Genomic DNA, 13,247 nt, shown 5'->3' on the forward strand with positions numbered 1-13,247 from the left:
TCCGGGAGTGTGCCGGATCGTCCGGCCGGGCCGGTCTCCCTAGGGTCGTCAGTGCGTCGTCAAGCAGCTCAGGGGGAGACCACCATGGCCCGTACGACCCTTTCCGCCCGCTCGGTCCTCGTCACCGCGGTCGTCGTGGCCCTCGCCGCAGGCGCCGTCGGCTGCGGAGCCTCCGCGGCCGACGACAAGCACCCCGACCACCGTTCGTTCGCCTTGCAGGGCGACACCCTGACGATCGACTCCGACGACTCGGCGCTGGAGATCGTCGCGACGGACGCGGCGAAGACGGGCGCGGTCGCCGTCACCCGGTGGTTCGAGGGATCCGTCACCGTCGGCTCCGAGCCGAAGGTGACCTGGTCCATGAAGGACGACCGGCTGACGCTGCGGATGCACTGCTCCGGTGTGATCGCCGACTGCTCCGCCAAGCACCGCGTCGAGGTGCCCCGCGGCGTCGCCGTGAAGGTCGAGGACGACGACGGCAGCGTCCGCGCGCTGGGGTTCCGCGAGGCGCTCAGCGTGCGCGCCCAGGACGGCTCGGTGCACGTCACCGACTCCAGCGGGCCGCTGGACCTGCGCACCGAGGACGGCTCCGTGCGCGCCGAGGTCGCCTCCCGCTCCGTGCGCACGCGCACCGAGGACGGCTCGGTCCGCCTCGACCTGAGCACCGTGCCGGACCGGGTGGACTCCGTCAGCGAGGACGGGTCCGTGACGATCGCGCTGCCCGCGGCCTCCTACCGGGTCTCCACGAAGACCGACGACGGCGGGGTGGACGTGTCGGTGCCGCGCGACGCGTCCAGCGCCCACGTGGTGAGCGCGCGCACCGCCGACGGCAAAGTCACGGTCCGGAACGCGAACTAACGGGCCCGTGTGTTCGTCCTTAACCGGTGGGAGAATGGCACCGGGCAGGGCGGATCACAGCACGGGAGAGGGATGTGACGGCGACACCATCGCAGCGGTATTCGCCGTCGGAGCCGCGCGCACGGACCCGTGCCCCGGGCGACGTCCTCACCCTCGTCGCGCTCCCGCTCGTGCTCGCCCTCGCGCTGCCCGCCGCGTTCGCCGGCGGCGGCACCCGGCGCTGGTTCGGCGGGCGCGCCGAAGGACAGCGGGCCGAGGCGCAGGCGGCGAAGGACGCGGCGGCGACCGCGTTCTACGAGCTGGACAGCGCCCAGCGCGACCTGCGGATCTCCATCGAGACGATCAGGGCCGTCGACGACACCCCGGCGGCCCGCCGCGCGGTGTCCGACTTCGAGGCCGTCGGCCGGCGCATCGACGAGGTCAGCACCCAGTACATCGACGCCGTCGACGCCCACGACCTCGACCGGGACGACCTGGAGGCCGCCGCGGCCTCCCAGGCGCGCGCGCAGCTGACCCGCGCCAAGGACGAGCTGGTGCGGGTCAAGCGGGAGCTGGACCGCTTCGCCGAGGGGCTGGGTCCGCTGCTCGGCAAGGCGGAGACCCGGCTCGCCCGGCTCGCGCCCGCCGTGGAGCGGGCCCGGCAGGCGCTGCTGGGCGCGTCGGACGCGCTGGACGCGGTGCGGGAGAGCGGGCTGCGGGCGGACGACCTCGCGGCGCGGCTGGCGGCGCTGGCGCCCGAGCTGACGAAGCTGAACGAGGGCGCGGGCCGGCACGGGGTGGCGCTCACCCTGGAGCGGGCGGAGCGGGTCTCGCGGGAGGCGGAGGCGGTCCGTGCGGAGGCCGGGCGGCTGCCCGAGCGGGCCGCCGAGACCGACCACCGGCTGGTGTCGCTGCGCACCCGCGCGCAGGCGCTGACGACCCGCTCGGAGCAGGTGGAGCCGATCCTGAGCGAGCTGCGGCGGCGCTTCTCGGCCGCGTGCTGGCAGGACCTCCAGCACGTGCCCGACCAGGCCGGGGAGCACGTCCGGCAGGCCGAGGCCAAGCTGAAGGAGGCGCAGGCGGCGCGCGACGCACAGCGGTGGCCGGACGCCACCTCGCTGCTGTCGACGGCGCGGGCCCTGCTGAACACCACGGACGAGGCGGTCTCGGCCGCCGGCGACCGCCTCGCCAGGCTGAACGCCGTCCAGAAGGATCCGCAGGCCGAGATCGACCGGACCAGGTTCGCGATCCGGGACGCCCAGCGGCTGGCCATGGCGGGCCGCAACACGCCCGATCCGCGGCACGCGCGTCCGCTGGACGACGCGGTGGCGCGGCTGGAGCGGGCGATCGGCGCGCTGGAGGGCCGCCATCCCGACTACTGGCACTTCCTGACGGAGACGGAGGCCGTCCGGCGGGAGGCGGCCGACGTGGTGGCCCGTATCCGCGAGGAGCGCGGCGCCGGACACTGATGTCCGGAAGCTGACGGCTGGAGACCGGCGTCCGGACCGCTGAAGGCGGGACACCGGCGTCGGGACCGCTGCCGACGGGACACCGGCGTCGGAAACGCTGGACGGCTGGACACCGGCGTCGGGACCGCTGACGGCCGGAGGCTGATGGCCGGGCGGGACGGGGGCGGGGCCGGGGGCGGACGGCGCACGTCGTCGCCGCGGGGCGCCGCGCTGCGTTGCCCGTCGCGCTCGACGGGCGGATATTGAGTGGGGTACGGCCTCGTCGGCATGTTGCACGCCGGCTTGTCTCACCCTCCGGGAGGCGGAGATGGCGACACACGCGGTGCGTTCCGAGTCGAGGCGGCGTATCCGGTTCGACGACCATCTGCCGCTCGACCACCGGCTCAACCTGGTCTACCGGATCGGCGCCGGGCTGATGGGCCTGGGTCTGCTCGTCTTCGGGATCTTCGGCATCATCGACAAGATCGGCTTCTTCGACACCGGTGGGGACGAGGTGTGGAGCCTCAACACCAACGGCGCGCTCAGCTGGCTGTCGGTGGCTGTGGGGCTGCTGCTCTTCGTGGGGATGGTGATCGGCGGGAACTTCGCGTCCACGCTGAACATGGTCCTCGGCGTCCTGTTCATCCTCAGCGGGTTCCTGAACATGGCCCTGTTGCAGACGGACTACAACTTCCTGGCCTTCGAGATCCAGAACTGCATGCTCAGCTTCGTGATCGGGATCCTGCTGATGGTCTTCGGGATGTACGGCAGGGTGGGGTCCGCCCTGCCGCACGACAACCCCTACTGGCGGTCCCGCCACCCCGATCTCGTGGAGGAGCAGGACCGCCACCGGGAGCTCCGGGAGAACTGGCCTCCGTCGTCGCCCCCGTCGTCGGATCAGGTGCGGTAGGCGTAGAAGTACGCGGTCGGGTACGACGAGACGAGGCTCGACACCGACCGGCGCAGGGTGTTGTTCGAGTGGTACGTCACGTACGGCACGCCGTTGCTCTTGGCGGTGACGATCATCGTGTGGTCCTTGGACCCGTCGCGGTCGAAGTCCATCTGGAGGACGTCGCCGACCTCCAGCTGGTAGACGTTGGCGAGCGGGGTGGTGCGCTTGGAGTTCTGCGCGAACCAGGACCACTCGTTGACGCCGACGAACGAGTCCGACTGGATGTCGGCGTTGCCGAACCACCGGGTGTAGTCGTACACGTAGCCCGGGACGTGCTTCCAACCGCCGGCCTTCAGGGACTGGCTGACGAAGTTGGTGCAGTCGCCGCCCGCGGTGTGGTTGTTGTAGTCCGGGTAGTCCTTGTTGTACGTGTACACGTACTTCTCGGCGTACGCCGCCATCGCCTTGTAGTCGTAGGCGGTGCCGGTCTTCGGGGCGGCGGCCGGGTTGCGGGTGGTGGCGGCCCGCGGGGCGTTCGGCATGGTGTCGTCGGTGGTCGCCGTCTTGACCGAGACCGGCTTGGACAGCGTGTTCACCGCGAGACCGCCCTGGTCGGTGTCGCGGATCGTGGTGAGCTGCCAGTTGCCGTGGCGGTCGGCCTTGAACGTCAGCTCGTGCGTGGCCTGGAACCCGGTCGACTTCGGCGCGTTGCCGCGGACCTGGGAGTACGTCAGGGTCGTGGTCTCGGTGACGTCGGCCTTGGCCGTGCGGCCCGTCACGCGGGTGGCGTTCAGGGTGACGGTCGTGGAGGCCTTGCTGTACTTCTCGCCGGCCTTGGCCAGCTTGTTCTTGCGCTGCCCGAGCGAGGACAGGGTCGCGCCCTCGGTGCGGGCCGTGCCGGAGGACAGCTTGACGTCGCCGGAGAAGGCGTGGGTCAGCGGCTTGGACCGGCCGCCCTGGGCGCCGGTGACCAGCGCGTCCGTGCGGTCGGTGAAGACCGCGTCGGCGAGCCGCTGGAAGGTGGCCTTGGTCCGCGCGTCGACCGTGGGGTCGTCGACGACCGCGGCGCCCGCGGACCAGTTGGGCAGCAGGGCGACTCCGGCGACGACCGAGGTCGCGGCTGCCCCGAGTATCGTGACGCGGCGGCGCGTGCCGCTCAATTTCCTTGACTTCACTGGTGTTTCCCCTCTTGCCCCGGCGGTGGGATGCCGGGAGGGCATCTTTGCACGGGGTGTGTGGCTCGTGTGAAGGGGGGAGCGGTTGAGGTTTGGTTACGTCGCCGCCGCCCCCGGGGTGGGTCACTTCACGACTGTCGACCAGTCGGGATTCTGGGCCGGATCCAGGCTGCGCAGCCGCTCCAGCGTCGCGGGCGACTGGACGTCCATCCAGTCCGAAAGCTCCTTGAAGGACACGCACTTGACGTCCTTCTTGACGCACACGTTCTTGATGACCTCGTCGACGGCCTTCATGTAGATGCCGCCGTTCCACTCCTCGAAGTGGTTGCCGATGAACAGCGGGGCCCGGCTGCCGTAGTAGACCCGGTTGAAGCCCGCCATGTAGGCGTCGAGCGTCTGCTGCTCCCACTGCGGGTACTTGGCGGGGTCGCCCGTGGGTTCGCCGTCGGACTGGTTGGCCAGGAAGTTGAAGTCCATGGACAGGCCCTGGTACTTGCCGCCGTCGTACGGGAGGGCCTGGAGCGGGAAGTCCCACAGGCCGTCCTTCTTCGCGGGCCAGATCTGGAAGTCGCCCGAGGAGCTGGCGTCATAGCGCCAGCCGTAGGCCTTGGCGGCCTTCAGGAGGTTCGCCTGGCCCTCCAGGCAGGGCGCCCGGCCGCCGGTGACCTCCTTCTTGAAGTCGAAGGGCAGCGGCGGGATGTCCTTGTAGCCGGTGTTGGTCTTCCAGTTCTCCACGAACTTGTAGAACTGGTCGATCTCGGACTTCCACTCGTCGACGCTCCAGAAGCCGCCGCCCTTGGCTCCGCAGAAGTGGCCGTTGAAGTGGGTGCCGATCTCGTTGCCCTCTTTCCACGCCTCGCCGAGCTGCTCCAGCGTGGTGCGGATGTGCTCGTCGGTGGGGAAGCTGATCGCGGCCGAGCCGACGGGGTGCTGGGGCGGGGCGTACAGGTCCTTCTTGCTCTTGGGCAGCAGGTAGATGCCCGTGAGGAAGAAGGTCATGTCGGCGTTGTACTGCTCGCCCATCTTGCGGTAGTGCTCGAAGAGGCCGTCGTCGCCCTGGAGCGCGCCGTCCCAGGAGAACACCACGAACTGGGGCGGCTTCTCGCCGGGCTTGAGCGGGACGGGCTTCAGCTGTCCCTTCTGCGGGCCCGTGTACGAGGTGGAACCGTCCCCCAGGACATGCGTCTTGCCGTCCCACTTCGGCTCCTTGCCGGCCCCCGCCGACGCCTTCTTGCTGTCCCCCGCGGACGCGGTCGGCTGGGTGTTGGAGGTGCGGTTGAGCACCAGGTACCCGCCCACCAGGGACGCGACGACGAGGAGCGCGGCCAGCGTCAGGAACCCCGGGTGCGTGGCGGCGGGGCGGCGCGTTGCCACGGCCTTGCGGCGGCGGCCCGACGGTGACTTCATGTGCGGATCATTCTCCGGGGTTCGGGGGCGCGGGTGCCCGGGTCGGTGGTCAGCCGAGCGGGCTCATGGCACCTGACCAGATGCCGTACGGAACGTTGTCGTCGGTCGTGCCGGCGATGCCCTTCAGGGGAAGCGGTTCGAGACTCTTTCCGAGGTCGATGCGGTAGACGACGACCGCCGTGGAGACGGTCTTGGCGGTGCCGACGTACCAGGCGGCGGTGTCGTTCTGGGTGGTGCCCGCCTTGCCGGTGACCTGGCCGAGCGACCCGGTGCGGCCGGACTGCGCCTGCGCGGCGGGCACGTCGTCCGGGTGGGCGGTGCGGAAGGAGTCCGCGAGGGCGGAGTTGACCTCCTCGGCCGCGTCGGCGCCGAACGCCCGGCTCGCGGCGGGCGTCTCCAGGACGAGCTTCGTGCCGTTCTTGGTGATCAGGCGCACCGAGTAGGGCTCGGTGTGCTTGCCGCCCGCCGCGAAGGTGGAGTAGCCGCTCGCCATGCGGATCGCGCTGGGCGTGGCGCTGCCCGTGGACAGGGCGGGCACCTGGGCGCCGAAGCTGGACGGCAGCAGCCCGGAGCGCTCCGCGGTGGAGCGCACCACGTCGAGGCCGGTGTCCATGCCGAGCTGCATGAACGGCGTGTTGACGGAGAGTGCCAGCGCGCGGTGCAGGGAGATCCGCCCGTACGACTTGCCGCCGTCGTTCTTGGCGGCCGCCTTGCGGCCGCTGCGGTCCCAGTACGGCCCTTCGGGCGTGGTGACGGGCACCAGGTTGTCGCCGTTGTAGAGCGTCTGCCCGGTGACGGTCTCGGTGTCGCCGTCGCGGGTCTTGTGGACGCCGTGCTCCAGGCCGGCCGCGTAGACGAACGGCTGGAACGCCGAGCCGGCGGGGACGGTGGTGGCGTTGGACTCGTTGAAGCCCTGCGTGCGGTGGTCGGGGCCGCCGTAGACGGCGAGGATCCGTCCGTCGGAGGCCACCGAGGAGGCGCCGAAGTGGGCGTCCTCGGCGTTCTTCGGGTCGTCCCTCAGGGCCTTCTTGCGGGCCTTGGTGACGGCGGCGGTGAGATGGGCCTCACGGTTCTTGTCGAACGTCGTGTAGATCTGGTAGCCGCCGAGGTCGTAGTCCTTGTCGGAGATGTGCCCGGCCTTCTTGGCGTACTGGGAGGCCAGCTCCACCAGGTAGTCGCTCTGCTGGCCGGTGTCGTACAGCGGGTTGGACTTGAGCGGCTCGGGGAACTTGGTGTACTTGGCGCGCTCGGCCTTGGACAGCTTGCCGATGTCGACCATCCGGTCCAGGGTCCACGACCAGCGTTCGACGGCCCGGGCGCGGTTGGCGGGGCCGAGGGTGGGGTCGTAGAGGCCGGCGCCCTTGAGCAGGGAGGCGAGGAAGGCGGCCTCGCTGGCGTTCAGCTCGCTGACGTCCTTGCCGTAGTAGGCCTGGGCGGCGCGCTGGATGCCGTAGGTGCCGCGGCCGAACCAGCTGGTGTTGAGGTAGCCCTCGAGGATGTCGTCCTTGCTCATCTGGTTGTCGAGCTTGAGGGCGATCATCGCCTCGGTGAACTTGCGGCTCACCGTCTGGTTCTGGTTGAGGTAGACGTTCTTGACGTACTGCTGGGTGATCGTCGAGCCGCCCTGGGTGTCGCCCTGGCCGAGCGTGCGGAACAGGGCGCGGCTGATGCCCTTGAAGGAGATGCCGGGGTCGCTGTAGAAGCTGGCGTTCTCGGCGGCGAGCACCGCCCAGCGGACGTCCTCGGGGATGTCCTTCAGCGGCATGGCCTGGCGCTGGACCCAGCCGGTGCGGGCCATCGGTGTGCCGTCGGCCCAGAAGTACACGTTGTCCTGCTGGGTGGCGTACGTGTTGAGGTTGTCCGGGATGTCGGTGGCCGCGTAGGCCACGACGAGGAACATGCCGCTGAGTCCTATGGACGCGAGGACGCCGCCGAGGCACTGGCGCCAGGAGGGTATCCAGCGCCGCCAGTCGGTGCGGCCGGGGCGCGGGTACAGCGGGCGCAGTTTGCGGGCGTACGGCGTGACACGAGCCACATACGGCGTCAGAGCGGCGACGAGCGGGGCCAGTCGAGGACCCAGAACGGCCCATACGCGGACAAAGAGGGAGAGTCGAGGGGCTTTGCGTCTGTTCTTCGAGGAACGCGCTTTCTCGTCGGCGCCCTCATCAGATATGTCCGGCATCACCGGAATATCCGATACCCGCAGTTGCATGGTCTCGTCCGCCTTCAAAGAGGCGGGGACCTTCAACTGCATGGTGGCATCCGGCTCTTGGGGCTCCTCCCCCTGCCCCGTACGGGTCACTACGCGTCTCCCTCCGCATTCCGTGTTGCTCGCGGGCAGACGTACAGACTTACGAGGGCCTGACATGGTTGCCGTTGACGCGGCCGCAATCCTCGAACCCTCCCGACCTCGGGGTTCAACACGGCGCTCTCAAATTACCAGCGCCCTTCGCAAATTCTCCACATAAGAAATCGACAGAAGTGAACAGAGGTCAAACTGCTGACGCCACCACCGAGCATAGGGCCTTAGTCTGACGGCATGCCTCGCTATGAGTACCGCTGCCGGACCTGCGGCGACACCTTCGAACTGAGCCGTCCCATGGCGCAGTCCGCCGATCCCGCCGCCTGCCCCGCCGGACACGACGACACAGTGAAGCTTCTCTCAACGGTCGCGGTGGGCGGCTCCCGGTCCGCCGCCGCCCCCGCACCCGCGCCCGGCGCGGGCGGCGGAGGCGGGGGCGGCTGCTGCGGAGGCGGCTGCTGCGGCTGACCCGGTCCCGGCGAGGCCGGTCCGTGCGGGCCGTCGCCGGGTCCTCCAGGGCGTGCTTCGCCCTAGCCGAGCCGTGATCCCTTGAGGAACTCGCGCAGGATGCGCTCGCCGGCCAGGACGCCCCGCTCGGGCAGGGCGGTGATCTGCGGGGCCGTCCAGGCGGCGTCGGCCAGCTCGCCGTGCCCCGGACGCCAGCCCCGGTCGGCGGCCAGCAGCAGGTCGGCGTCGAGCAGCGAGTCGCCGGCCGCCAGCGTCAGTTCCGCGCCGGCGCGGCGGACCACCTCGTGCACGGCCGCGCTCTTGGTCAGCGGCCCCGGCACCGCGTAGATCTTGCGGCCCTGCAAGGACACCGTCCAGCCGCGGTTCTCCGCCCAGGCCCCCAGCTCCTTCACCCACTCCTCGGGCAGCAGCTCGCGCTCCACCACCAGGTACGCGAAGAGGTCCTCGGCGATCCGCTGCTTGCGCAGCCAGAGCGGGTCGGCGGTCCTCGTCAGGTGGTCCTGCACCTCGGCGAGCGGCGCGCACTCGGCGGCCAGCCGCGCCAGCACCGACGCGTGCCAGTCCTGGTCGGTCGCCCCGTCCACGAGGAGATGGCCGCCGTTGGCGCAGATCGCGTACTTCGGCGGCGGGCCCGGCAGGTTGATGCGCTGGTACTGCTTGCGCGTGCGGGTGGTCGTCGGGACGAAGACGGCCGTGTCGCCGAGGTCGGTCAGCAGCTGCGCGGCCGTCTCCGTCATGAACGACAGCGGCCTCGCCTCGTGCACCTCCACGCACAGCAGCCGCGGCGCGCGGGCGTCCGGCATGGTCAGCGCCAGGGCGGCCGCCGAGTAGATGAGCGTCCGGTCGAGGTCGCTCGCCACCAGAACCGGCATCAGACCGTCACCGCCCGGCCGTCGGCGCCGGTCGCGCCGCGGGTGAACCGCGGGTGGATGAGGCCGACGCAGGTGTACGGCAGGTCGCCGACCTCCTCGACCGGCACGCCCCGCTGCTCCGCGAGCAGGCGCACATGGTCCAGGTCGGGGCCCGCCCCGGCCCGCGCCAGGATCTTCCACGGCACGCGGCGCAGCAGCACCCGGGTGGTCTCGCCGACGCCCGGCTTGACCAGGTTCACGTCGTGGATGCCGTACTCCTCGCTGATCCGCTCGACCGCCGCCCAGCCCTCCCAGCTCGGCGTGCGGTCGCCGGCCAGCAGCTCCTTCACCGCGCCGTCGACGGCGTCGGCGACCTCCGGGAAGCGGGCGGCGACGGCGTCCAGGAAGTCCGCCGAGACGTCCGCGCCGGCCAGCTCGCGGTAGAACTTCGCGCCGTGGAAGTCGTCGGGTCCGACCAGGTCGGCCCGCAGCACGGTCCGCGAGACGAGCCCCGACACGGTCGAGTTGAGGCACGCGGAGGGGATGAGGAAGTCGTCGCGGGTGCCGTAGGTCCGCACGCACGAGCCGGGGTCGGCCAGCACCGCGATCTCCGGGTCGAAACCGGCCGCTCCGCCGCCCGCCTCGAACTCCTCGACCGCCGCGGCCAGTTCCCGGGTGATCGCGCCCTTGCCGGTCCAGCCGTCCACGAAGACGACGTCCCGCGGGTCGTGGTGCGCGGCCAGCCAGCGCAGCGCGTTGGCGTCGATGCCCCGGCCGCGCACGATCGACACGGCGTAGTGCGGCAGGTCGAGTCCGTGCCGGAACCGCGCCCAGCGGCGCATCAGCACGCCGACGGGGGTGCCGGCCCGGGCCAGCGAGACCAGGACGGGCCGGGGCGACCGCTCGGCGATCACGGTGTCCGTGACGACGCCCACGGCCCGCGCGATCCGCGGCGCCGAGGTCTCCAGGGCGGCGTGGAAGAGCTGCTGGTACTGCTCGCTGGGCTGGTACTCGACGGGCAGCGACTCGGCGTAGTGTGCGCCGCCGGCCTGGATGGCCTCCTCGCGCTCCTCGGTCGGCGCCTCCAGCGTGACGTCCGAGAGGTCCTGAAGCAGCCAGCCGACCTCCTCGGGCGCGTACGAGGAGAAGGCGGGGCCGCGGAGGGGCTCGGGCAGCATGGCGGGTCTCTCTTCAGACGGGGCGGCTGCGTACAGCGGCTCGGGGACGTACGAGGGGACGACCGCGAGGACGACGTGCGGCGTGTGCGCGGCGAGCCGGGCCAGGAGGCCGTCGGGGGCGTGCAGCTGCGGGGTGTCGGCCACGGAGTCCACGACGGCGACGACGGCGTCGAAGCCGTTGCCCGCGACGTTGTAGGCGTAGCGCTCGCCGGGGCCGTCGGCCGGGTCGTCGTGGGCCGGGAAGACGATGCGGCTGCGTATCGCGTAGCCGGGGTCGTCGACCGCGAGCACGGGCGAGCGGGTGGTGGTCGAGTAGCGGACCTCGGCGGGGACGCTCTCCTCCAGTTGCCGGGCGAGGCGCAGGGGGGCGTACATCAGCTCCTCGAAGCCCAGGACGAGGACGCGGGAGGCGTCCTGCGGTATCGCCTCGGCGAGCCTCGCGGCCATCGCGGGCAGGGCGGTCTCCAGGCGGGTGCGGTGGCGCGGGGTGAAGCCGTGCCGGCCGCCGTCGGGAAGGCCGCGGGGCCAGCGCAGGTCGACGCGGGTGACGTGGCCGGGAGGCGTCGCGGGCCGGGCGTGCCGGGTGCGGCCGGTCTCCGGGTGCGGGTCCGCCGGGGCGGGCTCCGCCGCACGGCCGGACCCGGCGTCGGCGGCGCCGCGCGCCCCGGAGGGGCCGGACCCGGCGCCGGCGCCCCGCTCCCCCGCGGACGGCCGGTCACCGCCCGCGTCGCCCTCGTACCGGGCGACCAGTTCCCGGCCCTTCTCCAGCACGTCCTCGGGCAGGCGGGCGGTGCCGGAGGCGGTGGCGATCAGGTCCACCCGGGCGCCGATCTCGCGGGCGAACGCGGCGAGCCGGCCCGCGTCGTCCGCCGAGCGCATGTCGACGAGGGCGACGACGACGTAGCGCCGGCGCGGATAGCGCTCGTGCAGGGCCCGGATCGTGTTCAGGACCGTGTTGCCGGTGGAGAACTCGTCGTCGACGAGGACCAGCGGGCCGTCCCCGACCAGCAGCGCGGGGTCCTCGGGGAGCAGCAGGTGTGAGGTGGCGTGGGAGTGGGACTCCTCGAAGCCGCCCGCCGTGACGACGCCCGCGACGGGACGGCGGGTGGAGTGCAGGTAGGGGGCGGAGCCGAGACCGTCGGCGACGCAGTGGCCGAGGCCGGTGGCGGTCTCCGCGTAGCCGAGGACGACCGCGCGGGCCGCCTCCCGGTCGCCGAGGAGGTCGCGGACCCGGCGGCCGAGCGCGAAGCCGTGTCCGTGCACGACGGACGGGGACTGCGGGATGTGCTTGCCCAGCACGTGGGAGACCAGCAGATGCGCCCGCTTGGGGTTGCGGCGCAGCGCCAGCCCCAGCAGGTCGGTCAGCGTGTCGTCGCCGACGAGCTCGACGCCGAGCCGCTCCGCGACCCAGGTCCCGGACCAGATCGCGTCGCCGGGCCCGTTGTTCACTGCGTTGTTCATGCGTCCCTTGTGGATGAGGTGGGTGGTCAGCCGGGTATGCCGGCGGCGAGCAGGTCGACGAAGCTGACGTCCTCGTGGGCGACGCCGAAGACCTCCGCGCGGAGCATGGTGCGCTCGGCCCAGGCGCGGTGCGGTTTCACCTCGTTCATCTTGTTCGTGTACTGCGACCGCAGTACACCCCCGCCGCCGCGTTCCGGCCGCAGGATGTCCGCCGCGTCGCTGTACTCCTCGTGGCTGACCACGGACAGCGCGTGCACGGCCGGCACGTGCGAGGGATGGATGCAGGTCTTGCCGAGCAGACCGTTGGCGTGGTCGAGGGAGATCTCGCGCAGCAGCCCGTCCATCGCGTGCTCGATCAGTCTCTCGCGCAGCTCGACGGCCTGCCCCTCCAGGAAGGGGCTGTGCCGCAGCATCGGCTTGAACATGCGCTCGGGGACCCGGAAGTACTCCCAGACCGGCCCGGTCACGGTGAACCCGGTGCCGTCGGCGCGGCCCAGCATGTTCACGACGTCGGCGATCACGGAAGCGACGATCTGGACGTCGTAGGCGGTCATGTCGGGCGCTCTGCGCAGCCCGTAGGAGGAGCAGAAGTCGGTCACGCCCAGGCGCAGGGCGAGGACCCGGCTGCGGTACTTCTCGACGGCGCGGGCGATGCCCTCGAGGGCGTCCACGCGCGACTCGCGGTACATCAGCTCCGGCGTCTCCAGCACGGGCATGCCGAACAGCCGGTGCCCGCTCGCCGCCTCGGCGCCCGCCAGGGCCTCCAGGAAGGGGATGCCGCGTTCCTCGGTGAACTTCGGGAACACGAACCCGCTGAGAAGGGCGGCGGTGTCCCCCAGGCGCCGGACGAGGTCCGGGATCTGCTCGGGGGTGCGCACCCGGATGAAGAGCAGCGGCAGGTCCGCGCCGCGGGAGGCGAGGTCGGCGAACTGCCGGACGAGGTTCTCCTCGCCGGCCTCGACGTCCTCGTCGCCGATGGAGTCCTCCAGGCACAGCACCATCGACACGACGCCGCGCCCGGTCTGCTTGACGATGTCGTCCGCCAGCCGGGGCCGCGTGGCCGGGCTGTAGAGCGTGGCGCCCAGGGCGGCGGAGAGCAGCCTGGCCGGGGAGCCGGCGTCGAAGACGCACGGCTCCCGGTGGAAGAGGCGATGCCGCACCTCAGGGGCGAGGTGCCCGAAATGACGCATAAAGCTCCCCGGTGATGCAAGGTGAGGCGGTGGATTCG

At 71.6% G+C, this 13,247-nt stretch carries 10 protein-coding genes; 4 read left to right on the top strand and 6 right to left on the bottom strand.

What is annotated here, in order from left to right; genetic code table 11:
• Nucleotides 1-84: 84 nt before the first annotated feature.
• From OG802_RS10590 to OG802_RS10600, 3 genes are all read left to right on the top strand, one after another.
• The gene (locus OG802_RS10590) at nt 85-858 is read left to right on the top strand and encodes a DUF4097 family beta strand repeat-containing protein (RefSeq protein WP_329409408.1); all 774 of its coding nucleotides are present in this window, start codon (nt 85-87) and stop codon (nt 856-858) included.
• A gap of 74 nt (nt 859-932) precedes the next feature.
• A complete protein-coding gene (locus OG802_RS10595) occupies nt 933-2,306 on the top strand; it encodes a hypothetical protein (protein ID WP_329409410.1) in 1,374 nt (457 codons plus the stop codon).
• A 307-nt stretch (nt 2,307-2,613) separates the two neighbouring features.
• Nucleotides 2,614-3,195, top strand: a complete 582-nt coding sequence (locus tag OG802_RS10600) for a DUF4383 domain-containing protein (protein WP_329409412.1) — start codon at nt 2,614-2,616, stop codon at nt 3,193-3,195.
• Here the strand turns inward: OG802_RS10600 and OG802_RS10605 are convergent.
• From OG802_RS10605 to OG802_RS10615, 3 genes are all read right to left on the bottom strand, one after another.
• On the bottom strand, nt 3,183-4,352 hold the full coding sequence (locus OG802_RS10605; RefSeq protein ID WP_329409414.1) for an amidase domain-containing protein: 1,170 nt from the start codon (nt 4,350-4,352) through the stop codon (nt 3,183-3,185). The genes OG802_RS10600 and OG802_RS10605 overlap by 13 nt on opposite strands.
• 123 nt (nt 4,353-4,475) lie before the next feature.
• Nucleotides 4,476-5,759, bottom strand: a complete 1,284-nt coding sequence (locus OG802_RS10610) for a hypothetical protein (protein WP_329409415.1) — start codon at nt 5,757-5,759, stop codon at nt 4,476-4,478.
• Nucleotides 5,760-5,808: 49 nt separating this feature from the next.
• Nucleotides 5,809-8,013, bottom strand: coding sequence for a transglycosylase domain-containing protein (locus tag OG802_RS10615; protein ID WP_329417018.1), 2,205 nt, complete (start codon nt 8,011-8,013; stop codon nt 5,809-5,811).
• Nucleotides 8,014-8,298: 285 nt separating this feature from the next.
• On the opposite strand from OG802_RS10615, the gene OG802_RS10620 reads away from it, so the two are divergent.
• Nucleotides 8,299-8,529: an FmdB family zinc ribbon protein gene (locus tag OG802_RS10620; RefSeq protein WP_329409418.1), complete on the top strand. Its 231-nt coding sequence runs from the start codon at nt 8,299-8,301 to the stop codon at nt 8,527-8,529.
• A 62-nt stretch (nt 8,530-8,591) separates the two neighbouring features.
• On the opposite strand, the gene OG802_RS10625 is transcribed toward OG802_RS10620, so the two are convergent.
• Genes OG802_RS10625 through OG802_RS10635 form a run of 3 tightly spaced genes read right to left on the bottom strand, consistent with a single transcriptional unit; the run spans nt 8,592 to nt 13,209 of the window.
• Nucleotides 8,592-9,401 carry an HAD family hydrolase gene (locus OG802_RS10625; protein ID WP_329409419.1) on the bottom strand — a complete coding sequence of 270 codons (810 nt, stop codon included), beginning with the start codon at nt 9,399-9,401 and terminating at the stop codon, nt 8,592-8,594.
• Nucleotides 9,401-12,019, bottom strand: a complete 2,619-nt coding sequence (locus OG802_RS10630) for a phosphoribosyltransferase (RefSeq protein ID WP_329409421.1) — start codon at nt 12,017-12,019, stop codon at nt 9,401-9,403. The genes OG802_RS10625 and OG802_RS10630 overlap by 1 nt, the downstream gene beginning before the upstream one ends.
• Nucleotides 12,020-12,045: 26 nt before the next feature.
• Nucleotides 12,046-13,209, bottom strand: coding sequence for an HpcH/HpaI aldolase/citrate lyase family protein (locus tag OG802_RS10635; RefSeq protein WP_329409423.1), 1,164 nt, complete (start codon nt 13,207-13,209; stop codon nt 12,046-12,048).
• Nucleotides 13,210-13,247 lie beyond the last annotated feature (38 nt).

The organism is Streptomyces sp. NBC_00704, assembly GCF_036226605.1.
GTDB lineage: Bacteria > Actinomycetota > Actinomycetes > Streptomycetales > Streptomycetaceae > Streptomyces.

Excerpts from the sequence above, each read along its gene's own strand:
- OG802_RS10600 (WP_329409412.1), top strand. The coding sequence starts at position 2,614 with ATGGCGACACACGCGGTGCGTTCCGAGTCGAGGCGGCGTATCCGGTTC.
- OG802_RS10635 (WP_329409423.1), bottom strand. The coding sequence starts at position 13,209 with ATGCGTCATTTCGGGCACCTCGCCCCTGAGGTGCGGCATCGCCTCTTC.
- OG802_RS10625 (WP_329409419.1), bottom strand. The coding sequence starts at position 9,401 with ATGCCGGTTCTGGTGGCGAGCGACCTCGACCGGACGCTCATCTACTCG.
- OG802_RS10610 (WP_329409415.1), bottom strand. The coding sequence starts at position 5,759 with ATGAAGTCACCGTCGGGCCGCCGCCGCAAGGCCGTGGCAACGCGCCGC.
- OG802_RS10630 (WP_329409421.1), bottom strand. The coding sequence starts at position 12,019 with ATGAACAACGCAGTGAACAACGGGCCCGGCGACGCGATCTGGTCCGGG.
- OG802_RS10620 (WP_329409418.1), top strand. The coding sequence starts at position 8,299 with ATGCCTCGCTATGAGTACCGCTGCCGGACCTGCGGCGACACCTTCGAA.
- OG802_RS10615 (WP_329417018.1), bottom strand. The coding sequence starts at position 8,013 with ATGCAGTTGAAGGTCCCCGCCTCTTTGAAGGCGGACGAGACCATGCAA.
- OG802_RS10590 (WP_329409408.1), top strand. The coding sequence starts at position 85 with ATGGCCCGTACGACCCTTTCCGCCCGCTCGGTCCTCGTCACCGCGGTC.